General features: G+C 49.2%; 19 protein-coding genes. 7 read left to right on the forward strand and 12 right to left on the reverse strand.

Going from position 1 to position 21143, the window contains the following annotated elements; translation table 11 throughout:
* The first annotated feature begins 106 nt into the window (after positions 1-106).
* Positions 107-997 (forward strand): helix-turn-helix transcriptional regulator, encoded by an 891-nt coding sequence (locus ACFVVF_RS08155; RefSeq protein ID WP_387807013.1) that lies wholly within the window; start codon positions 107-109, stop codon positions 995-997.
* Positions 998-1054: 57 nt separating this feature from the next.
* Here the strand turns inward: ACFVVF_RS08155 and ACFVVF_RS08160 are convergent, their stop codons facing one another.
* From ACFVVF_RS08160 to ACFVVF_RS08170, 3 genes are all read right to left on the reverse strand, one after another.
* Positions 1055-2239 carry a M20 metallopeptidase family protein gene (locus tag ACFVVF_RS08160; RefSeq protein WP_387807015.1) on the reverse strand — a complete coding sequence of 395 codons (1185 nt, stop codon included), beginning with the start codon at positions 2237-2239 and terminating at the stop codon, positions 1055-1057.
* A gap of 176 nt (positions 2240-2415) precedes the next feature.
* A complete protein-coding gene (locus ACFVVF_RS08165; RefSeq protein ID WP_387808921.1) occupies positions 2416-3528 on the reverse strand; it encodes an LLM class flavin-dependent oxidoreductase in 1113 nt (370 codons plus the stop codon).
* Positions 3529-3746: 218 nt separating this feature from the next.
* Positions 3747-4505 (reverse strand): SDR family oxidoreductase, encoded by a 759-nt coding sequence (locus tag ACFVVF_RS08170; protein ID WP_387807017.1) that lies wholly within the window; start codon positions 4503-4505, stop codon positions 3747-3749.
* Positions 4506-4724: 219 nt separating this feature from the next.
* On the opposite strand from ACFVVF_RS08170, the gene ACFVVF_RS08175 reads away from it, so the two are divergent.
* Together ACFVVF_RS08175 and ACFVVF_RS08180 are read left to right on the forward strand one after the other, a co-directional pair.
* Entirely contained in the window at positions 4725-5351 is a 627-nt protein-coding gene (locus ACFVVF_RS08175) for a TetR/AcrR family transcriptional regulator (RefSeq protein WP_387807019.1), read from the forward strand.
* A 176-nt stretch (positions 5352-5527) separates the two neighbouring features.
* Positions 5528-6586, forward strand: coding sequence for a P-loop NTPase family protein (locus ACFVVF_RS08180; RefSeq protein WP_387807021.1), 1059 nt, complete (start codon positions 5528-5530; stop codon positions 6584-6586).
* 111 nt (positions 6587-6697) lie between these two features.
* Here the strand turns inward: ACFVVF_RS08180 and ACFVVF_RS08185 are convergent, their stop codons facing one another.
* The 7 genes from ACFVVF_RS08185 to ACFVVF_RS08215 form a co-directional block, all read right to left on the reverse strand.
* A complete protein-coding gene (locus ACFVVF_RS08185) occupies positions 6698-8077 on the reverse strand; it encodes a Glu/Leu/Phe/Val family dehydrogenase (RefSeq protein WP_387807022.1) in 1380 nt (459 codons plus the stop codon).
* Positions 8078-8733: 656 nt separating this feature from the next.
* Positions 8734-9159 carry a PH domain-containing protein gene (locus ACFVVF_RS08190; RefSeq protein WP_387807024.1) on the reverse strand — a complete coding sequence of 142 codons (426 nt, stop codon included), beginning with the start codon at positions 9157-9159 and terminating at the stop codon, positions 8734-8736.
* Between the two features lie 19 nt (positions 9160-9178).
* Positions 9179-9697 carry a hypothetical protein gene (locus ACFVVF_RS08195; protein WP_387807026.1) on the reverse strand — a complete coding sequence of 173 codons (519 nt, stop codon included), beginning with the start codon at positions 9695-9697 and terminating at the stop codon, positions 9179-9181.
* Positions 9698-9733: 36 nt separating this feature from the next.
* Entirely contained in the window at positions 9734-10192 is a 459-nt protein-coding gene (locus ACFVVF_RS08200) for a GNAT family N-acetyltransferase (RefSeq protein WP_387807028.1), read from the reverse strand.
* An 82-nt stretch (positions 10193-10274) separates the two neighbouring features.
* Positions 10275-10802, reverse strand: a complete 528-nt coding sequence (locus tag ACFVVF_RS08205; protein ID WP_387807030.1) for a GrpB family protein — start codon at positions 10800-10802, stop codon at positions 10275-10277.
* A gap of 90 nt (positions 10803-10892) precedes the next feature.
* Positions 10893-12929, reverse strand: a complete 2037-nt coding sequence (locus tag ACFVVF_RS08210) for a Na+/H+ antiporter (RefSeq protein WP_387808924.1) — start codon at positions 12927-12929, stop codon at positions 10893-10895.
* A gap of 150 nt (positions 12930-13079) precedes the next feature.
* Complete coding sequence (locus ACFVVF_RS08215) at positions 13080-13997, reverse strand: aldo/keto reductase (RefSeq protein ID WP_387807032.1); 918 nt, start codon at positions 13995-13997, stop codon at positions 13080-13082.
* 211 nt (positions 13998-14208) lie between these two features.
* On the opposite strand from ACFVVF_RS08215, the gene ACFVVF_RS08220 reads away from it, so the two are divergent.
* The 3 genes from ACFVVF_RS08220 (at position 14209) to ACFVVF_RS08230 (ending at position 17511) form a co-directional block, all read left to right on the forward strand.
* Positions 14209-15192 carry an ABC transporter substrate-binding protein gene (locus ACFVVF_RS08220; RefSeq protein WP_387807034.1) on the forward strand — a complete coding sequence of 328 codons (984 nt, stop codon included), beginning with the start codon at positions 14209-14211 and terminating at the stop codon, positions 15190-15192.
* A 148-nt stretch (positions 15193-15340) separates the two neighbouring features.
* Complete coding sequence (locus ACFVVF_RS08225; protein ID WP_387807036.1) at positions 15341-16951, forward strand: helix-turn-helix domain-containing protein; 1611 nt, start codon at positions 15341-15343, stop codon at positions 16949-16951.
* Between the two features lie 89 nt (positions 16952-17040).
* Entirely contained in the window at positions 17041-17511 is a 471-nt protein-coding gene (locus tag ACFVVF_RS08230) for a MarR family winged helix-turn-helix transcriptional regulator (protein WP_387807038.1), read from the forward strand.
* 57 nt (positions 17512-17568) lie between these two features.
* On the opposite strand, the gene ACFVVF_RS08235 is transcribed toward ACFVVF_RS08230, so the two are convergent.
* Positions 17569-19185: an MDR family MFS transporter gene (locus ACFVVF_RS08235; protein WP_387807040.1), complete on the reverse strand. Its 1617-nt coding sequence runs from the start codon at positions 19183-19185 to the stop codon at positions 17569-17571.
* Between the two features lie 238 nt (positions 19186-19423).
* Here ACFVVF_RS08235 and ACFVVF_RS08240 point away from each other — a divergent pair, with 238 nt between their 5' ends.
* Positions 19424-19894 carry a CBS domain-containing protein gene (locus ACFVVF_RS08240; RefSeq protein ID WP_387808927.1) on the forward strand — a complete coding sequence of 157 codons (471 nt, stop codon included), beginning with the start codon at positions 19424-19426 and terminating at the stop codon, positions 19892-19894.
* 201 nt (positions 19895-20095) lie between these two features.
* Here the strand turns inward: ACFVVF_RS08240 and ACFVVF_RS08245 are convergent, their stop codons facing one another.
* On the reverse strand, positions 20096-20605 hold the full coding sequence (locus ACFVVF_RS08245) for a GNAT family N-acetyltransferase (protein WP_387807042.1): 510 nt from the start codon (positions 20603-20605) through the stop codon (positions 20096-20098).
* Positions 20606-21143: the final 538 nt, after the last annotated feature.

Consider the following 21143-nt stretch of genomic DNA (forward strand, 5'->3'; position numbering starts at 1 on the left):
ATATTGTCTTATAGTAGTAAGATCAACTTCATTATAATGGGGTTATTCCTTCATTTCTCTTCTTATCTTGTGCAATAATAGTCCAATCTTGCGGGGTGAACGATTAATGAGCTATCCGAAGGAGCTTCACGAAATTACACGTCTGGAGGAGAAAAATCTGCCGTTCCAGCTTTTCTTGAACGGCAGCGAGCAGGCTGTCCCCGGCCAAAATATATTGTATTTGCATTGGCATGAGCATTTTGAAATTATCGTTATGCAGCGGGGCGAGGCAATTTTCCACATCGACAGTGTGCCCTATGAAGTGTCGGCAGGCGATGTGCTGCTCGTTCCGGCGGGCGGACTACATGTCGGCTATTGCTCCAGCGGAGGCGAGATCAGGTATGCTGCTATCGTTTTCAATGCTTCGTTGTTCAAGGACTGGGCTCAAGACCCCGTTCATATGAAATATGTGGCGCCCTATCTGGAAAACCGTTTTCGATTCCCGGTGCAGCTCGATACCCGATCACCTGCCTTAGCCGGTTTTGACCGCTTGCTGGATCAGATCATAACCGAATATACAGCCAAGGAACCCGCCTATCAGCTGATTGTAAAAACCCAGCTCTATCTGCTGTTTGCGCAGCTGTCCCGTCACCATTGGCAGCAAAATGCGGCCAACGCTCCAGTTAAGGATCATTCCTTGAACCGGGAGCGGTTCAAGCCTTTGCTTGCCTATATCGAGGAGCATTACGCCGAGTCGATAAGCATTGAGCAGGCGGCACAGCGGGTTAGCCTGAATCCGTACCATTTTTGCAAAACGTTCAAAAAGCTGACCGGCCGTACATTCGTTGAATACGTCAATGACTGCCGCGTCAGCGAAGCCGCCCGGCTGCTCCAGCAGGCCGATCTGAGCATTACGGAAATCGCCGGCCTGGTTGGCTGCGACAACCCGAACTACTTCACCAAGCTGTTCAAGCAACATAAGGGACTTACTCCGCGCCAATACCGGAAACAAAGCTAAAGCTAGCTAAAAAAGCTGCACCCCCATCCGATCGATGAAAGGTGCAGCTTTTCTTTTCTATACTTTAATTAAATAATGTCCGATAATAGCGAGAAACAGCTTCTGCGTCTCCAGCAGCGCCTGCTCGTCAAAGTCGAACTTCGGATGATGATGCGGGTATTGCGTATGCTCGCTGTCATTGCGTGCTCCTACGCGAAAATAAGCACCCGGCCTCTCCAGCAAATAATACGAAAAATCCTCAGCTCCCATAGCCGCTTCCGCTTCAATGAAAGCATCGTCTCCGTTCGTTTCCTGGATCAGCTTCCGCATGAGCGCTGTTTCTTCCTTCGGATTGAACAAAGCGGGATACCCGTTCAAATAGTGCAGCTCATATTGGCAATGGGAGGCTTCACACAACCCCTGTACCATTAACCGGATTTCCGCCTCAATCTGCTTGCGGACGTCCGGATCGAATGAGCGTACCGTTCCTTCAATTTTCGCTTCGCTGGCAATGACATTAAACGCAGTTCCGGCCTGAAAAACGCCAACACTTACGACTGCCTGCTTCATCGGGCTAATCCGCCGGCTGACGATTTGCTGCAGCTTGCCGACCAATTCGCTGCCGATGACGATGGAGTCGATGGTCTGCTCCGGCCTCGCGCCGTGGCCTCCTTTGCCGATAATTCGGATTTCGAAGGCATCAACGGCTGCCATCATATAACCTTCGCACAAGCCGGCTTTGCCGATCGGCATGTCGGTAGCCAAATGAGCTCCGTACACATAATCAACACCATCCAGACAGCCGTCCTCGACCATAAACTTGGCGCCTCCCGGCGGCTTCTCCTCCGCATGCTGGAACAGAAAAACGACATTGCCATGCAGTTGATCGCGAATGCCGCTTAGCACGCGCGCCGTTCCGAGCAATGCCGCCGTATGCCCGTCATGACCGCAGGCATGCATAACGCCGTCAACGGTGGAGCGGTATTCAATATCTTTCTCGTCCTGAATCGGCAAAGCATCGAAATCGGCGCGCAGTCCAATTGTCAGGCCCGGAAGTCCGCCCCGCAGCGTGCCGACTACGCCTTTGCCGCCAACCGCTTCCCGCACCTCGATACCGTAGGAACGAAGCTTTTCTGCAATAAATAAGGGCGTATGCTGCTCCTGGAACGACAGCTCCGGATGCTGATGCAAATATCGGCGCCATTGTACGACGTCTTGATATCCCTCTTCCAACGCCGGATGCAACTTTTCTAATAAAGGCATAGACTCGTTCGCCCCTTTCCCCATTTTATAAATAGCATAGTATTCCGCTTGGATATATGCAAGCAAAAAGCAGAAAAGAGCGTTCCATTGGCGGAAGCTATTTTCTGCTTTTCAAATTATAAATATAATTATTGCCTGGCCGCTGCGAAATAGCAATTTAGCAAATTAGCAGTTTATTACTTAGCCGCACTGGTCTTCAAAGCTTTCCGGACAGCCGGGGCGACTTTTACAGCCAGCAGCTCGATTGCCGATGCAATCTTGCCATAGGGGACGCCGCCAATATCGAATTGCGCCATGAACCGGCGGTGGCCAAACAATTCATGCTGCATCAATATTTTCTCCACGATCTCATCCGGACTGCCGACTGCAAGAGCGGTTTGCGGGCCCGTCATCTGTTCGAATTGCTCTCTGCTTGGCTTGGGGTTATTCATAAATTGTGAAAAATAATAGGCGTAGTGCGGATAAAACTCATCTCTAGCCTGCTTCGAATCCTCGGCAATATAGCAATGTCCGGTAATGCCCACCTGTAAATCGCCTGGCTCATGACCCGCATCTAGACCCGCTTGCCGGTAAACCTCAACGAGCTGCTGGAAGTTCGCCGGATTGCCGCCCAATATCGCAAGTGCCATCCCGGTTCCCAGCTTTCCCGCTAGCGCCGCGCTTGCCGGTGTGCCGCCAACGCCAATCCATACAGGCAGCTTCGGCTGTACCGGTCTAGGGGCAATTTCTGCATCATTCAGCGGGGTGCGGAATTGGCCGCTCCATGTCATGCGCTCCTTCTCATTGAGCTCCAGGAACAATTGGATTTTCTCCAAAAACAATTGGGCGTAACTGTCCAGCTCATAGCCGAACAACGGAAATGATTCAATGTAAGCGCCGCGCCCGGCAATCATCTCCGCACGGCCATCCGAAATCAGATCCAATGTCGCAAAATCCTCAAAAACCCGTACCGGATCCGCAGTTCCCAGTATAGTAGTGGCACTCGTCAGCCGGATCCCTTTCGTCGCTTGCGCTATGGCTGCCAGCAGCACGGGGGGTGAGGATAGCGCAAAGTCCAGCCGGTGATGCTCCCCTACGCCAAACACATCGATTCCTGCCTCATCAGCCAAGACAGCGGCATCAATCACTTCACGAATTCGCTGCTTTGCAGTTGCGGTCTGCCCCGTTAGCGGGTTCGGAGATAAATCGCCCAGCGTATAAATGCCAAATTCGAAAGTTCTACTCTCCTCTGTATTCGTACTTGCTTGTGTAATCGTTTTATTATCCGGTTTTCCGGTTTCATCATTCATGTTCACGTGGTGACTTCCTTCCTGTTGCCGTTTACAGCCTATATTATGCATCTATTCACGAGAATGAATATCAGTTACTAATTGTAAGTTATTATAATAAAGTAATTATAGGATGTCAATGTCGATAGCAGCCAAATACCTCTCTACAATGTATAAAAAAAGGCCGGCCGGGATTCCCGGCCAACCTGATTTAATCTTTTTATGCTTTTCCGCAGCAATTAGTAAGATGTCCAGCCCGCATCAGCCGTAACGACTGTGCCGTTGACAAAGCTCGATTCCTCGGATGCAAGGAACAGAGCAACCTTTGCGATTTCGGAAGGCTCGCCCATTCTCGGCATAACTCCCATACCCGCCATAGACTTGTCCAGTCCAAACTCATTCGGAGCTCCGCTGCCCATGCCAATGTTCGTATTAACCCCGCCTGGAGCAATTGCATTACAGCGAATGCCTAACTTTGCATACTGGTAGCCGACGTTTTTCGTCAGACCAACAACGCCATGTTTGGCCGTCGTGTATGCCGCGCCGGCACGGGCGCCAAACAAGCCGCCAACCGATGCAATGTTTACGATGGTCCCTTTGCCTTTTTCCATAAAAATCGGAAGCGTTTTGCGAATGGCCCGCATTGGTCCTGTCGTATTGACAGCGATAACGCGTTCCCAATGCTCATCGGTCAGTTCATGAACGGGAACCATTCCGTCCATAATGCCTGCATTATTGATCAATATATCGACAGTGCCGTATTTCTCAACGGCTGCATCAATCATAAGCTGAACGTCAGCTTCGACCGCTACGTTGGATACGACAGCGACGGCATCCCCTTTGTTCTCCGTAATCTCAGCTGCAGTTGCTTGCGCCGACTGCTCGTTCAAGTCGGATACGACGACCTTTGCGCCTTCTTTTGCAAACAACAATGCGATTTCCTTGCCCATGCCCGATCCTGCGCCTGTAACTACCACTACTTTGGATTCCAGTCTCATTTGTCCAGCCTCCCGGTCATTATGGTTGATTACTATTTGGTGTGCTTTTCGTGCTATACTTGATAAAATCAACAACTGTACATTAAAGTACAATTGTTTGTTCTTCTTCATTATAATTGCTCCCCAAAACCGGAACAATCAGCAAAAAAGCGCTTACTGTACTATAATGAACAATATCACTCAAATTGTACGAAAAGTAGTAATGGAAGGAATGGAAAGATGACGGAAGCGTCCCATAAACCGGATAAACGAATACTCCGCAGCAAAGCGGCTCTGAAGCAATCCTTATTGGAACTGATGCGGCAAAAGGATTTTGCCTCGATTTCGACGACGGAAATTGTAAAGCATGCCGACTTCAATCGCGGTACCTTTTACGCTCATTATGAACATAAAGAAGCGCTGCTCGAGGATATAATCAACGATTTGCTCAGCGGTCTTATCGAGAGCTTTCGAAAGCCTTATGAAGAAATTGACTCCTTCGAGCTGGAACGATTCCCCGCGTCGGCCGTCACTTTATTTGACCATATCTATGCCAATGCCGAGCTTTACGCTCTGATGGTTGATCAGAAGGTGATGCCCGGCTTCCGGGAAAAAATGTTTCATGCGCTCAAACAGACGAGCATCGAGGATCTTATTCCTCAGCTTCATGAAATCGACAACCGCATGCTCGATCACGAGCTGCTTGTCGTGTATCAGATGCATGCCCTGCTGGGCCTAACCTTCCACTGGATACAAGAAGGCTTCAAGCAGACTCCGGCCTACATGGCCGAACAGCTTGTGCTGTTTCTGAAAGCGCGGCCGACTACAGTAGTTGCCAAACGCGGGCCGGTTGGCGGCGGCAAATAACAGGGGAGCGAATACATTAGCAAGCCCGCCATTACATATAGGCGGGCTTATTTTTGTCCAAATGGAATGAAATGAACTTTATTCCGACTCCGTATTTTGATTGTTTATCTTTTCCAAAAAACGATTGCTCTTTAAAGTAATTTAAATTACTATTTAGAGTAAGGAGGTGCTGGAAAATGGAGGAGGAATTACAGCTTAATGTCCCGCTGCTGCGGCGCCGTGTACCTAATCTAACCACGGCCGCAAAGGAAGCAGGTCTGAGAGCGGCGACTGTCTCAAATCTATGTACAGGAAAGATACCAGTTGGTCGCGCCGAAGTAAAAACTTTAGTTGCCCTTGCTTCTTTGGCAGGATGTAGTCTTGACGAACTCATTATTAGAGGGAGTGGATTGCGAATGATTGAAACAGGCATTAAAGCATTGGATTTATTTGCTCCGGTTGTACGCGGTGGGACGGTTGGATTTGTTGCCCGGCCAAACATGGGACAATTAGTATTGTTAGCAGAGCTAATGCTGCGAATGAAGAAACGGGGATTTGCTACAATCTTTTGGGCTCCGCACTCTAATACCCCTGGCATTGACCATGTTCGAGCACAATCAGAATTTATCTGTTCGACACAAGAAGAAATCCATCAAAAAATTGTAGAGCTTCGAGAGGAAAAAGATATTCTTATCGGAGTTGACCGCAGCAAAGTATTGTCAGGCGAATTGCTGTCGCTTCGCGAGAATTTAAAAGAAGTTGGAGCCCGGCCGATTACGATAGCACTTGTTGATACAAAAGGTGAGGTACCTGACGAAGAGGGTGCCTACGGCCCCCTTGACGCACTCTGGAAATTTGACGCCGACTTGATAAGCCGCAGCATTTACCCGGCAATCGATCCGCTCGCATCCATCTCTACTGTTCTGGAAGGCCCCTATCTGGACGCCGTTCATCTTGCTGCGCAGCAGCGTGCACGGAAGCTGCTTCGCCGTTACAGAGAGCTGCGGTCACTTGTAGTCACCCAAGGCTTTGATAAAATTTCTGACCCGGATCTGCAGCTGTATAAAAAGGGAGAAAGGCTGGAAGCCTATCTCGCACAGCCTTTTTATGTCTCAGAACCATACACTAACGTATCAGGCGAATGGCTGACCCTATATGAAACGCTCGAAGATGTGAAACGGATTTTAGATGGCGAGATGGACAGTACCGATCCTTCCGAGCTGTTTTTCAAAGGGAGACTCGTCTCTCGGACGTAATGCAGCTATCTATCTGAGAGTATAAGAAAGGCTGCCGTGAATTAATTGTCACGACAGCCTCTACTTAATGATTAAACTGTTTGGTAATCGGTCAATACGTCTTATACAAGATCAATATAGCTTCCCTTGAATGTATAAATTCGTCGACAATTTCATCACCGCATGGCTGTAGCAAATTTGACGGAGCGGCTTTTGCGTCCGGAAAAATGCCGGGAACACTGCGTTCATCGTCTTCTTCATCTTGCTCAGCAGCAGCTCGAACACCTCGTCCTCCCCATAGAACAACGTCTCGCGGCCCTGCAGCCACTCGAAGTAGGAGACGATAACCCCGCCTGCATTCGCCAAAATATCAGGAATGACGATCGTACCCATCTGCGACAGAATGGCATCGGCTTCGCCCGTAATCGGTGCGTTTGCACCCTCCACAATCAGCTTCGCCTTCACTTGACCCACGTTGTCATCCCGAATCTGATCCTCCAGCGCCGCTAGAATTAGAACATCGAGATCAAGATAAAGAACCGCTTCCCGCTCCATGACCATCGCTGCGACTCCAGCGGCTGCAAGCTCCTCCGGATTACGCGGAAGGTCGCCTTTATTCCCCTTGGCAAAATGGATAAGTGCCGGTATATTCAAGCCGTCCGCCTGATATAGCGTAACATTGCGGTCACTGACGGCAACGATTTTATTGTTCATAAAGCTGCATTGATACGCTTCAAGCGCTGCAACTGAACCTACATTGCCAAACCCTTGAATGGCGATTCTAAGCGGCTGCGATGCTGCCGCCAGCTGCTGAGCTCTATTGAAATAGCGGGATTCCGCGTTCAACTGATGGCTCTCCCGGATATAATCATGCAGCAAGTAACGCAGCGAGAAATAAACGCCCTTCCCCGTCGCCTCCTGGCGGCCGAGAGATCCGCCGTTCAGTACGCTTTTGCCGGTGAAGCTGCCGAGATAAGGCTGGCCGGGATGAATGCTTTTATACTCGCTCATCATCCAGTCCATTTCTCTCTGTCCCGTACCGACATCAGGTGCAGGAATATCCTTGTCCGGCCCTAAAATATCACTAAAATACTGAACGTATTTTTTACAAATTTGATACAGCTCTTTTGTCGTGTAATGACGAGGATTAATCGCAACGCCGCCTTTACCGCCGCCGAACGGCACCTCATGCAGCGCATTTTTGAGCGTCATCAATGCCGCGAGGTTGATCACTTCTTCCTCGTTCACCGACTCATGGAAGCGAATGCCGCCTTTATACGGGCCAAGCGTGTCGTTATGCTGTGTCCGGTAAGCCGGGATACGTACAACTTCTCCATTTTCAAGCGCAACTCTCAAAAATGATTTTTGTATTTTGTTCGGGGTTGATAGAATCGCTTTCAGCGAGCTGAAAGCTTTCACACGTTTCTCTTCCTGCAAATCCGGCAGAAAATGCTCCTCCTCCAGCAGATCCAGCAAGGAGCTCTCAATAATATGGGATGTTTGCTTCGTCATGTCTGTCACCTCATCGTTAGTCGTTATGGCGGAAAAAGAAGTAGCGCATCATCTTTGGATGATAGTACCAGTTCATCATAAAATGACTGAATAGTCAAATAAATGCGAGCGGCGAGCGGCCTTTTAGGGCTTTCTCTGGCCCTTAATTTTTTTTTTTGCACTGCGTGCTCTTTGTGTTCATTGTATGCTTAATGCGCTTATACGCTGTACATCTCGTCAGGTTCATTGTCCTCTGTCCCGCTTAACTCTTAACTGCCTTTGTGCCTTTGCCCCACCTACCTGGCATTTTTACGAAGCCGATTCGCTATTTAGCGAACCAAATTTCGCTGCACTAGCTTGTAACTGATGATCTTTTTCCATTAGCGAATTAAATTTCGCTGTTCATGAACCTGTGTTCACCACTAGCGAATGCTGCTTCGCTATTCTAGTTGCCTGCCTTCTCGCCTCTACTATTAGCGAAGCCTGCTTCTCTATATAGCGAACCCGATTCGCTACCTGGCTTCCTGCCCACTCGCATCTACAATTAGCGAAGGCCGCTTCTTTATTTAACGAACCTGCTTCGCTATCCAGCCGCCTGCCCACTCGCCTCTACTATTAGCGAAGCCTGCTTCGCAATTTAACGAACCTGCTTCGCTGTTCCAGACGCCTGCCTCTCTTCATCGGCTCAATTTTAATTGCGGACATCTTTGCAGCAGCTCATTCATAAAGCGTTCCTCTTCAAGCGGCGAAATATGAATCGTATCGTAATTGCCGTAATAAATCTCAAGTCTCCGGCTCGATGTCGCCGCGCTCGACAGCCAGGATTTGACCGGCTTCACATTCACAATATTGTCATACGCTATCTTTCGGCTGAACGGTGCATTTCGGATAAACAATCCGCTGTCGTCCAAAACGTAATAGATCCTGTACCAGACCCACAACACAATGAAAGAGAGCGCAAAACAAACCAGAAAAATGATCGTTCCTCCAATTAAACCCGTTCCTGTCACAAACAACGGTGTTACACCGCTCGCCAGAAGGATGACCGCACTTGCCCAGATCACTATCGTAAGCCATAAATCACGCCGCGGGACAAACTTCACGCCATCACCTCATCTATATTTAATATTGGCGATCCCGAAGATCCTTATCGTCAAACCACAACTGCACCGACTCTACTTCTTTCTCACCATGGAGCGAAACTGCAATTTCTCCTGAACGGTAGATGTCTTCGGTCAACAACTTAAACCCCCGTTTTCGTAAAATTTCACGGGACAGCTCCATAGTCACCCCTGGATGAATTCCATAGATTGAATAGGATGAGTTGGAAAATCCCAAATAGCTTACTCGCCCGAAAAGCTCATGATCCGAGTCGCCGGCAATGCCAGCTTGAAGCTTAATTGAATCATAGTCCCGCCGATAACCGCCAACCCCTTCCACATATTGCCCCTCACCAAGGAGCTGAATGAGCTGCTCTTCCCCCATACCTAGCCGGATATCGGCTGCAACAAGCTCATCGTTTACGCTTTGGACATTTTCTTTCATTACTTTCGTCTCGCCAGAAGGATACAGAGATAGACAAAGGGCTGCCGCAAGAAGCCCGATAAACCCGAACACAATCACAATCGGTCTTCTGCTCACAGGTATCCCCTCTCTTCTCCCGGCATAGCCGAACCCTTAAAGATCCAGACTTAACCGGATCATATCCCTGCACCAAATACCGTTCTCAACAATTTTCTCTTCGTAATGACGGACAAAAAAATCAAGATCAACTGACACGATGCGGAACCCGCATTTTTGATACAACGCCAGCTGCTGCAGGCTGGAATTGCCGGTACCGATTTCGACCGTTTTGACCCCCGCTGCCCGGCACGACTGAATCGCATGCAAAATAAGCCTTTTGCCGATCCCCATCCCCTGCCGCTCTTCCTTCACTGCAACATTAACAATCTCTACCGTCTCCGGCCTTGTCTTCAGCAGCACGTAGATACCGACCGTTTCTCCGCCTAATTCCGCGATATAACTGCTGCCCCGCTGTAAATAATCATCGACTATATGCTTGGACGGATCAGCAAGCAGCAGCAATTCGTAAGGAACCGGGCTGCCAGACTGCCTCTCTCTAATGACTAGCTCCAATTGGACCCCCTCGCCCTCATCTCTAATTCTACTATTCTAGTATACCAATCTATCTCATATATGGAAAATGCAATATTACAGATCAATCCTCAGAGAGCTGCAGGCGGTACCATTGTAGCGCCTGCCGGTCGATCTCACTCGCGAGGGCTTCTTTTCCTTTAATATATGCGTCGATATCGAGGGGAAACCGTGCTGCCAGCTCGATTTTCAACTGACCGTATGTATGCGCAATTTCTGCATGGGTGCGTAAATAATTGCGAAAAGCAAGATGCCTGGCAATCTGAGCATGGCCATGTTCATAAATATGAATATGATGTGTCCGGCAATCGCCTCCTTTGGCAAAATAACGCCGCCCGGCAATACCGTTCTCGCCCTTCGGCATATAACCTTCTTCCCTCATAACCGCCTCATACTCATCGATCCGCTTAATATGCTTCACGACGGGCAGCACGTCGATAACCGGCTTGGCGGCCAGTCCCGGCACCGATGTACTGCCGATATGATGGATCTCGATTATTTCCCCGCCCAGCACAGCCTGCAATTTAACCGCAGTCTCCTTAAAACGCTCTTCCCACAAGCTCTGATAAGGAGTGACCTCAACCTTTCGCATAAAACCTCCTGTTATCGCTTTCATTGTTCGCCAACAGCAACAGAACAGCGAACAATGCCCGCTGCCCTGTTACAATCTATTCTCTTCAGTTTAAGCCTCTTCTGCATTTTCTTCAATAATGTCTGCTTCGCGGTAGCTGACCATCATTTGCAGCTTGTTCAATTGCTTGCGCGACAGCTCCGACTGCTCGTATAAGCATTGCAGCTGATTGCGCTCCGCTTGTATACAAGCGAGCTGCAGCTCCTTCTTCTGCTCCTCGAACTGCTCATTGCCCTCGTCGGCCGATTGCTGCCTGCGAAGCTCGGCCAGCCTTCGGTTATACCCGGCAATAACTTTGTAAGCCGCCGCTTTATTCTCATCGATAATAGCCTGCTTCAGTGCCTCGATGGCCGCTTCTGAGGTGCGAATCCGGATTTGGCGGAACCTCAGCCTCTCTTCCGGGGTCAGGGCGTGATCACGAAACTTTTTATCCGGATTTGCCGTACCTGCCAGCTTACGCAGCAGACCCTTCAACAGCATCCAGAACATTCGCCAACGGTTCGTCAGCACCAGCTCCACCCCGGATAGGAAGGTTTGTATCCGCTTCGACTCCTCCGGCTTCACCTCGCCTTCCTCAACAAGCTTGTTCAGGTGCTTTCTTTCCGCTTCAATCGCTAAGCGGCGCAGCTCCAGCTCTTCCTCACGCATCTGCATTTGATTATCCGCCGGACCATGAGCATATTTCAATGAAGCAAGCTTCTGGTTATAGGCTGAAATGACGGCTGCAGCGGCATGATCGTTTTCATCGGTACGAGCGAGCTGTGCAGCGGCAATCGCCGCCTTGATCGACTTCTTCAGCGCCTCTTTGGCAGGATCGTTTTCCGCACCGTCCTGATGTTTCTCCGCATTCGAAGTAAGCAGAGGCAAGGCGATGCTTGCCGTAATTAGCGACAGCAGGATTACACCGGCAGCAAGAAATATAATCAAGTCCCGCTCAGGAAAAGCTTGCCCGTTATCGAGGAACAGCGGGATGGAAAACGCCCCCGCTAGCGTCAACGTTCCGCGTACTCCGGATACCGACAGAAGCAGGATGGAAAGCCATGAGGTTCGCTCCTGATCCTGATCCTTTTCCGAGAAAATATTAGCGAAACGGTTGGATAAGTACACCCAGATGCAGCGAATAACGATTAACAGGATGTACAGCAGAAAAACATAGCCTACCACCTGTACATTGTTATGGGCTTTATCCTGAAAGATTGCCGTCATCACATCGGGAATTTGCAGACCAAGCAATACGAACACAAAACCGTTCAGTACGAATAAAATGACAGACCATGTGCTGTCCGAGACGACCCGCAGCTCCACTTCCTCATGGCGGATTTTATCCCGTTCAACAGCGTGAATAACTCCTCCTGCAACGGCTGCGAGAATGCCGGACACCCCCAGCTCCTCGGCTAAAATGTAAATTAAAAACGGTGTAACGATAACAAGCATCATATGCACCGTTACATCTTCCATGCCAAAACGGCGAAGCATCGCCCGAATCCAAATGATGACGAGCCCTAGAAATGCACCAAACAATAGCCCGCCAACCGCTATTACGAAGAAGCTAAAGGATGCTTTCCAGATTGAAAATGCGCCTGTAACCGTCGCCGCGACCGCGAACTTGAAGGCAACAAGTCCGGATGCGTCATTCATTAACGCTTCGCCTTCCAGCAGCCGGTGAATTTTTTTCGGCAAATGCACTCTGGCTGACATTGAGGACACCGCAACAGCGTCGGTTGGCGATAAAATAGCTGCAAGTCCAAATGCGGCTGCAAGCGGTATGGTCGGAATCCAGGCATTAATCGTATAACCTCCGATTAGAACCGTTGCGAACACTAACCCTACCGCCAGCAGCAGAATCGGGGCACGAAGCTTCCATAGCTCATCCCTCGGCGTTACCTTTCCGTCATTAAATAACAGCGGCGCAATGAATAATACCATGAACAGCTCCGGATCAAGCGGAATGTGCATCTCTGTCGGCAGAAAAGTAAGCAGGACGCCGAGTGCGATTTGAATAATCGGAACGGGAATGAACGGCACAATGCGGTTCAGAACATGTGAAATTCCGATAAGCGTAATGATTGCCAGTATGGCGAGCATCATTTCCACGTTATTCCCTCTTCTCTCTCTTGTTGTTGCCGGACATTCATCCGACTTATTTTATACGATTGCAGCGGCAGTCATTCCCGGGAATGGAACAGACGGAAGCAGCCGACGACATTCCGTCATCGGCTTCCGTCTTGCCCCTTCATTCTACCGGTGCTGCTCGTACACATTACCTTTCGTTAAGCGGTGCAAATGCTTCAGCTCGTCCGGCGTCAGCGGCTCCGCTTCACCAGCTTCAATATTATGCAGAAGCTGCTCCCGCGAGCTGGCTCCAGGGATTGTTACAGCTGCAGCAGGATGAGACAGCGAATAGCGAATAGCCAGCTGGCTCAAGCTTCTGCCATCCTTGGCTAGCTGAGCAAGCTCATCATGAAGTGCTGCTAGTTCTTCTGAAGAGTAGTCCAAGTACCCTTTTTCCGTGCGGATACGTCCATTTGCTGACAGGATACCCTTGGCTACCGGCCCGCGAGCGATCAAGCCGATGCCTTTGTCCTCCAATAGCGGCAGCACCGTTTCTTCCGGTCTGCGGTCCAGCAGACTGTATTGGCTCATCACGCTCACGATGCCGGAACGAGACGCATATTCGCGAATCACGTTGGGACGGATCGAGGATATGCCATATTCACGAATGACTCCTTCTTGCTTAAGCTGCTCAAAGGCTTCGATGGTCTCATCAATGGGATCCTCAAGCGTCCCGCCATGCAGCTGGTACAGATCGATATATTCGACGCCAAGACGCTTAAGACTGCCTTTCACCGAGGACAGTATGTAAGCTTTGGAAGGATCCCATACCCATCCTTCCTGCCCAGGAATCCGGCGATTGCCGACCTTCGTGGAAATAATGATATCATCGCGGTTGCAGCCGCTGCTGCGAATCGCTTCGCCCACGATTTCTTCGTTTAGCCCGTCTTCGTACAGATCGGCGGTATCCAGAAAATTGACGCCCCGCTCCAACGCTTCATGTACAAGTGCGATCGCCTTTTGTTTCTCTGTCCCAAGCGACATACAGCCAAGCCCGATTTCTCCAACATACAGCTCCGAGGAGCCAAGCCGATTGCGTTTCATTGCGGTTACCACTCCAATCATCTAAGTAATGGATTTATTATACTATAGGATAGCGAAAAGGAACGAGATGCTCCTTTTGCTTTTGTACAAAATAAAAGTGCTGATTTAGATTTATCCATTGAGCTATGATTCGCATTCCATTATGATGACGTATATCGATAATGATTATCATTATCTAGAAATCAGTACAACTTTGTTGGAGGGACTTACATTGAAAAGAATAAAAACAATCGTCACCCTGCTTGCTGCTTTTACTATTACAGGATCCTTATTAATGGGCTGCAGCGCTAACAACACGAATACGGCTGCTCCTGAAACACCATCTGCTACAACAGCTCCAGCAGAAACAACCGTTCCGCAAAATGAATCTGCAACACGGGAATTTACCGACTGGACGGGACATACTGTACAGGTTCCGGTTAATCCGCAGCGTGTCATTTACCACGGAGAAACAACAGGTGATCTGCTTGCGCTTGGCATTATACCGATTGGCACGACTGATATAACCGGTGCGGTGTATGAGAACCTTTTGCCGGATGCCGTTGATGTAGGTTTTCCGATCGAGCCTGAAAAAGCAATGTCTCTTAATCCGGATTTAATTATTTTCTCCAATGCTGATGAAGCCCAATACGGGCAGCTAGCGAAAATAGCGCCGACCGTCACCTTCGATACCTTCGCTTCGCTTGACGATCGCATGCGTACACTAGGAGATTTATTAAACAAAAAACAAGAAGCGGAAGACTGGATCGCCGCTCACCATAAAACAACAGACGAGATGTGGAAAACGCTGCGAGAGAACGGGTTGAAGGAGGGCGAAACGGCTACCGTCCTGACAATGTATCCTGGAAAAAGATTGTTCGTCATGGCAGGAGCGGGGCTTCCGCAATTTATTTATGAGAAAAACGGCTTTACGCCCCTTCCTCAAGTAGCAAAAATGATCGAGGAAGGCCAAGGATTCGTAGAAATTTCGAACGAAGTACTTCCTGAAATCGCTGGTGACCGCTTGTTCATCCTAACTCCAGTTGCCTCCGATGCACGGAACGAGTCCAATGAATTAATGAATAGTACAATCTGGAAAAAGCTGCCCGCCGTTCAAGCAGGCAAGGTGTATGAATTCGACATTATGAAAGCGACAAGCGATGCCAAGTCCCGCGAATGGCTAACGCAAGAGCTTCCTAAGCAACTGCTCAAATAATCGATAAGGCTGCGGTCTTTCAACTCCGGTTGAAAGACCGTATTTATTTCTCTATAATAAATGATAATAGTTCTCAATTATCATTTGTAAGAAAAGAGGAATGATGATGCCCTCCAGCACTGCTCACTCTGACCTATTCCGCAGCCTCATGCTGTATTTTTCCCATATGGACTCGTTCACGATCCCGCCGGGCATAACAAGTGAAGAACAAATTACTTCCTTTCATTGTCTGCTTATTATTGAACAAGGTGCAGGTACAATTTATTTGAACCATCATTATTACACCTACGAGCCGGACAGCTGTTTCCTGCTTCCGCCTGAGGCCTCCTTTCAATTCGATAACGGCGACAGCCAGTGCATTCGCTACAGCTGCAGTTATTTTGAAGCTTTTCAGCGGAATCAAGGCAAGGCTCCGGTTCCTTACTCCGGACATTTGACAGGGGACTTGATCGAGCTGCCCGCTCCTCCCGTCTCACAGCTGCAAGAGCTGCTTCTGAATCTTAAAGACGCCAATCGGCAAACCGGCAGCTACGGGGCTCTTCAGCGGCAGGCTTGTTTTCAGGAGCTGTTCCTGTATTTAATGGCGCTGCCCCTGCAGCAGCCATCTATCGGCAAGGACTCTATGATCGATAAAACGTTGCGTTACCTCGAGCAGTTTTATATGGAGCACATCACCGTCAAAGCGCTGGCGGACATGGCAGAAATGCCGGCTTGGCAGTATACGTCTCTGTTCAAGGAACGAACGGGAAAACGTCCGCTCGATTATTTGGCTGAGCTGCGCATTGAGCACTCCAAGAAATGGCTGATTGAATCCGATGCGCCGCTTCGCGATATCGCGGAACGGGTAGGCTTTAAGGATGAATACTACTACAGCCGAAGATTTCGTCAATTCAGCGGTGTTGCGCCCCGGCAGTATGCTTTATCCATGAAAGGAAGCGACATCGTGATGGACTGGAGAGGCCATAAGGTCAGCATCCCTCCATCCCCGGAACGGATCATCTTTTATGGGGAAGCGCTTGGCGATATGCTTGCTCTTGGCTTAACTCCCGTTGGCTGCTCCATTCTTAATGCATCCGAGGAGCTTGTCTGGAAAATAGCTTCGCCGCTGCCGGACGTCGGCAGCCCTTTCAACATTCAGGCTGCCTCTGCTCTTGAGCCTGACCTGATTATTAGCACAAGCAGCGAACAGGAATATGCCGCAATGTCGGCTGTTGCGCCTACCCTGTCCTATGATAGCTGGGCGCCTCTTGGTGAACGGCTGCCGACTTTAGGCAAATGGCTAAATCGTGAGCGTGAGGCGATGCATTGGCTGGAGCAGTATCAAAACGGCATGAATCAGATGTGGCAGGAGCTGCGTGACGATATTCATCCTGGCGAAAGCGCTACTGTCCTGATCTATCATCGCGGCAGACGACTATTCGTTATGGGCAGTATAGGTCTGGCCGTCAGCCTATACCATCCGCAAGGATTCAAGCCTGTCGCCAAAGTGCAGGACATGCTGGACGCCGGCCGAGCCTACAAGGAAATTGCCGAGCATAAGGTTCAACAGTACGCAGGAGACCGGATATTTATGCTCGTACCGGGCCAGTCCGATTCCCGTCAAGCGATGGATGAGCTGCTTGCAAGTCCGGCATGGAGCCTTCTCCCAGCCGCCCGTAACGGGCATGTCTACCTGATTGATTCCAAATGGAACAGCGGTGACGGATACACGTCGGAGAAGCTGCTGCATTACCTGCCACAACTGCTCCGGCAAGCCTAAGCTTGCTGCTTTCGCGTGAATGCTCGTTTGACTGGTTTGCTTTTTCTTCACTATAATGACTTATAGAAAGACTTTTGTGGAGGTCTCCCATGACGGAAGAACAGAATTACGAATTTGTCACGCGTATGATGGAAGCTTTCCAGCGTTTCGGCAAAGCGGAATGGCGCAAACAATCGATGTGGGGCATTAAAGCGAGCGAGGTTCGCGTTCTTCTATGCATCATCGACAGCGCCAGAAAAAACAATACAGGCGCAACCGTATCGGAAATTAGCAAACGGCTGCTCGTCACTTCCCCGACTGTAACCCAAATGGCCAATAGCTTGATTGCCCAAGGATATATTGAGCGGGAAGCGGATCAGAACGACCGCCGGATTTTTTACTTAAAGCTAACGGCAAAAGGCGAAGAGATCGCACAGAAGCTCAAGGAGCGTTATCAATCTTTTTTTGCCGGCTTAATCGAGCATTTGGGTCATGAGCAAAGCGAGAATCTGATTCAGATTCTTGATCAAGTGTTTCAATATACCGATCAGGCACAAAGAGACTTCAAAGATGACTTGTAAAAAATGCGCTATCCGGAGTACAATCCGCGAATAGCGCATTTTTAATTGACATGAATGTTATTGAAGAGCCGGTTTCTTAACGGTCTCCTCGGCAGCTGCGGCTTCCGCCTGTGGAGCGTTCGAGGAACGCAGCGGAATTTCTTTCAGGAAGAACACAAGCACAAATGCAACAACAAGCAGTATCATTCCGGACAGGAATACGACGGTTAATGTGTCGCTTAATACGCTGCGAAGCAGTTCGATCGTCTGATTAAACAATGTAAGAATCGAATCCGGCAGCTTCGACTGCAGCTCCTTCAGCATTGGCTGATTAAGCAGCAGCTGCGGATTCAGAAATCCGGCAAATTGCTGTGCCGTCTCCGGATCAAGCTTGGACAGGTCCGGACCTTGCCCCGATGCGACGGCATCCTTCAGCTTGCTGCTCATCGTTGTATTCATAATCGTTCCCAGAACCGCGATACCGATCGTACCGCCCAAGTTGCGGAACAGCGTAGACGCGGCGGTCGCAACGCCAAGCTCCGATGGAGCGACAGCATTTTGAACCGTTAGCGTGAACACCGGCATCGAAATGCCCAGTCCGATACCGAATACGATCATGCTCGCAACCGCTACTCCAATACTATTCATGAATGCCATCATTAGCATGCCGGCAACCATAAATGGCATTCCGATGAGGGCATATCTTTTATACTTGCCGGATTTGGAGATCCAGCGGCCGGCTAGCGTACTGAGCACGATCATAGCAATAGACATCGGCATGTTCACGAAACCGGAGGTCGTAGGCGAAATGCCTTTTACCCCTTGTACGAAAAACGGCAAATACATCATCGCGCCCATCATCCCGGCGTTCATCAGGAAACCGATAGCATTGGACACGGTCACGATGCCGTTCTTGAACATGGAGAGCGGAAGCACCGGACTTTTCGCTTTCCATTCCACTAGAATGAGTATCCCCATAAACACGAAGGCTGCACTAAGCAGACCGATAATTTCGAAGGAGGCCCATTCAAATTTGCTGCCTGCCCAAGAAAAGCCCAGCAATAAAGAGATAATAGCTAACGATAAGAACAGCATGCCCAAGAAGTCGATCGATTCGGCCTCCGCTTTTTTCGTTTTTGGAAACATTGTCCAGATCATGGCCAACGCTACAATACCGAGCGGCAGGAAGATCCAGAAAATCCACTTCCAAGCCATGTGATCGACCATGAATCCGCCTAATGTTGGTCCAAGTACGCTGGAGAAGCCAAACACGGCCATCATAATGCCGGTCCACTTCGCCCGCTCGCGCGGTGCGAACAAGTCCCCAACGGCTGTAACGGTTGCCGACATGAGAATGCCGCCGCCTATGCCTTGAATCCCCCGGTACGTAATTAACTGATAAATGTCATTTGCTGTACCGCACATAAATGCGCCGATCATAAAGACGACGATACCAAATAGGAGAAACGGCTTCCGGCCGTAAATATCCGAAAGCTTGCCAACTAGCACAGTCGCGATCGTTGACGTTAACATATAAATGGTAATAACCCAGGAGTAAAGCTCCATTCCTCCCAGAATCGCGATGATGCGCGGCATCGCCGTGCTGACGATCGTCTGGTTGATCGCCGCAAAGAGCATGGCTGCCATGAGTGCAATCATAATCGTAATTTTCTTCTTCTGCGTTAAATGCTCCATGATGATTCCCTTCTTCCTGCAGATTAATTGGTGTGCCTTTGGCAAAAATCTAATGCAGCCAAATTAGATAGGTTGCCAATCTATATTTTTATTATAAAACAACTTTACTCCTAAAACAACTGGAATAAACCGTACTTTGACAGCAGTGAAATTGAAGTTGACTAGCCCTGTGGGCTGTGCTATTTTACTCTACAATTACTTCATTCATTATGAAGGCCAATCACGGGGAGGAACACCGATGCAGGCTCACGAGATCATGATCAGACAAGTCTACAAAGTGAAGGAATACGACCTCGTCAGAGATGTTGTTGAAAAATTCATCAAATATCAGATCAGCGGTCTGCCCATCGTGAATGACCGGAATGAAATCGTCGCCTACATTAGTGACGGGGATATTATGCGTTACATCGGGAAGCATAAAGATCTGGTCATCAACAACTTCTATTACATGGCTATTCTCAGGGGCGATTATGACAAATTCGATGAACGCGCTTCCAAGCTGCTGGAGTCGAATGTGATGGACATCGCCAAGCGGAAGGTCATTACCGTTGCCTGGAATGAGGAAGTCGAGAATGTTGCCGCCCTGCTTGGGGAAAAACATATTAAAAAGCTGCCCGTCGAACGCAACGGCGTTCTGGTCGGCATCATTAGCCGGGGCGATGTGATCCGCAATGTTTTTAAGGAGAAGGATAAAGACAACCTGTGTTGATGCAAAAAAACAACGCTCCTGCCGCTGTTGAAGCGGAATTTGCGTTGTTTGGTTCGGATATTAAGTTGGATTTTTGGTTGGGGTTTTTGGTTCTCATTAAGTTCCTTCTAGGTTCTCATAGTAGCTTCGCACCTTAACTTACCTTAACTTACCTTGCTTTCGGCATGCTCAGAATTTGTTTTCTGTAGCGGTCGCGCAACCTTAACCAAAAAAAGCAGGCGGATATATCAGTTCCCCTTTTGCACGGCTTAATGCCCCTTCGATAAGCTCATTTACCATAAAAATCTCGGCCGGTACGTCGAATTGCTTTAGCGAGAGCCCAACCGCCGGTTTAAAACCAAAACGCGGGTAGTACGCCGGATGTCCAATTAACAACACAAGTCCGTATCCCATGGCGCGGCATCTGCTCAGTCCCTCTTGCATTAACGCGCTGCCGATGCCTTGTTTTTGAAAAGCGGGATTAACCGCCAGAGGCGCCAGCACCATGACCTCTTGCCGCAGCTCTTGTTCAACCAAGTCTGCTCGGCTAATTAACAGGTGACCGACGATTTCCCCATCCTGCTCCGCTACAATCGACAGCTCGGGCACAAAACAATCTGATTTCCTGATCCTCTCCACCAGTTGGGATTCCTCATCCCGATTGCCAAAAGCGGCGTCATGCAGCGCATAAACCGCCTCATAATCCTGCAGACCTTCTGTTCGAATGATCACATACAGCCCTCCTTCCATACTTCATATAGCAAGGCTTATTCAGCTCCTATGTCATCTCCACTTCAATGCGGCTGTAACGATAATTCTTCCGTGTAAAAGTCGATACCATCTTTTACTAATTTTAGATAGTCATACATAGTATTTGTCCAATAGATGCATATATTTGCCTTGTATGATAATGATTTTACACTAGCTAGAGCGAACGTGCCCTTCACTTATGTGCTAAAGACGATTGATCTTGCTGTAGCGAACCTGTTTCGCTATTTTGCGAAGACAGGTTCGCTACACGGGAGCTGGCAAGCCCTCGTCCTTTTTACAGCGAACCTAGCTTCGCTACTCATGAACCTAGGTTCGCGGTTAGCGAAAATAGGTTCGCTGTTGCCGCTCCGCCTGCTTGATTCCGCCGGAATAGCGAAGTTTGGTTCGCTGATTTGCGAACTTGCTTCGCTGTAGTCGTTCAGCCTGCTCCATTGCGCCGGTTTAGCGAAGTTTAGTTAGCTAACGGCCAACTAATGTGTGATTTTTCGAGTACTGGCGG

This window comes from Paenibacillus sp. NPDC058174, from assembly GCF_042883865.1.
GTDB lineage: Bacteria > Bacillota > Bacilli > Paenibacillales > Paenibacillaceae > Pristimantibacillus.

Bases quoted from the DNA above. Each gene is read 5' to 3' on its own strand.
- ACFVVF_RS08155 (WP_387807013.1), top strand. From the start codon at position 107: ATGAGCTATCCGAAGGAGCTTCACGAAATTACACGTCTGGAGGAGAAA.
- ACFVVF_RS08160 (WP_387807015.1), bottom strand. From the start codon at position 2,239: ATGCCTTTATTAGAAAAGTTGCATCCGGCGTTGGAAGAGGGATATCAA.
- ACFVVF_RS08165 (WP_387808921.1), bottom strand. From the start codon at position 3,528: ATGAATGATGAAACCGGAAAACCGGATAATAAAACGATTACACAAGCA.
- ACFVVF_RS08170 (WP_387807017.1), bottom strand. From the start codon at position 4,505: ATGAGACTGGAATCCAAAGTAGTGGTAGTTACAGGCGCAGGATCGGGC.
- ACFVVF_RS08175 (WP_387807019.1), top strand. From the start codon at position 4,725: ATGACGGAAGCGTCCCATAAACCGGATAAACGAATACTCCGCAGCAAA.
- ACFVVF_RS08180 (WP_387807021.1), top strand. From the start codon at position 5,528: ATGGAGGAGGAATTACAGCTTAATGTCCCGCTGCTGCGGCGCCGTGTA.
- ACFVVF_RS08185 (WP_387807022.1), bottom strand. From the start codon at position 8,077: ATGACGAAGCAAACATCCCATATTATTGAGAGCTCCTTGCTGGATCTG.
- ACFVVF_RS08205 (WP_387807030.1), bottom strand. From the start codon at position 10,802: ATGCGAAAGGTTGAGGTCACTCCTTATCAGAGCTTGTGGGAAGAGCGT.
- ACFVVF_RS08210 (WP_387808924.1), bottom strand. From the start codon at position 12,929: ATGATGCTCGCCATACTGGCAATCATTACGCTTATCGGAATTTCACAT.
- ACFVVF_RS08215 (WP_387807032.1), bottom strand. From the start codon at position 13,997: ATGAAACGCAATCGGCTTGGCTCCTCGGAGCTGTATGTTGGAGAAATC.
- ACFVVF_RS08225 (WP_387807036.1), top strand. From the start codon at position 15,341: ATGCTGTATTTTTCCCATATGGACTCGTTCACGATCCCGCCGGGCATA.
- ACFVVF_RS08230 (WP_387807038.1), top strand. From the start codon at position 17,041: ATGACGGAAGAACAGAATTACGAATTTGTCACGCGTATGATGGAAGCT.
- ACFVVF_RS08235 (WP_387807040.1), bottom strand. From the start codon at position 19,185: ATGGAGCATTTAACGCAGAAGAAGAAAATTACGATTATGATTGCACTC.
- ACFVVF_RS08240 (WP_387808927.1), top strand. From the start codon at position 19,424: ATGCAGGCTCACGAGATCATGATCAGACAAGTCTACAAAGTGAAGGAA.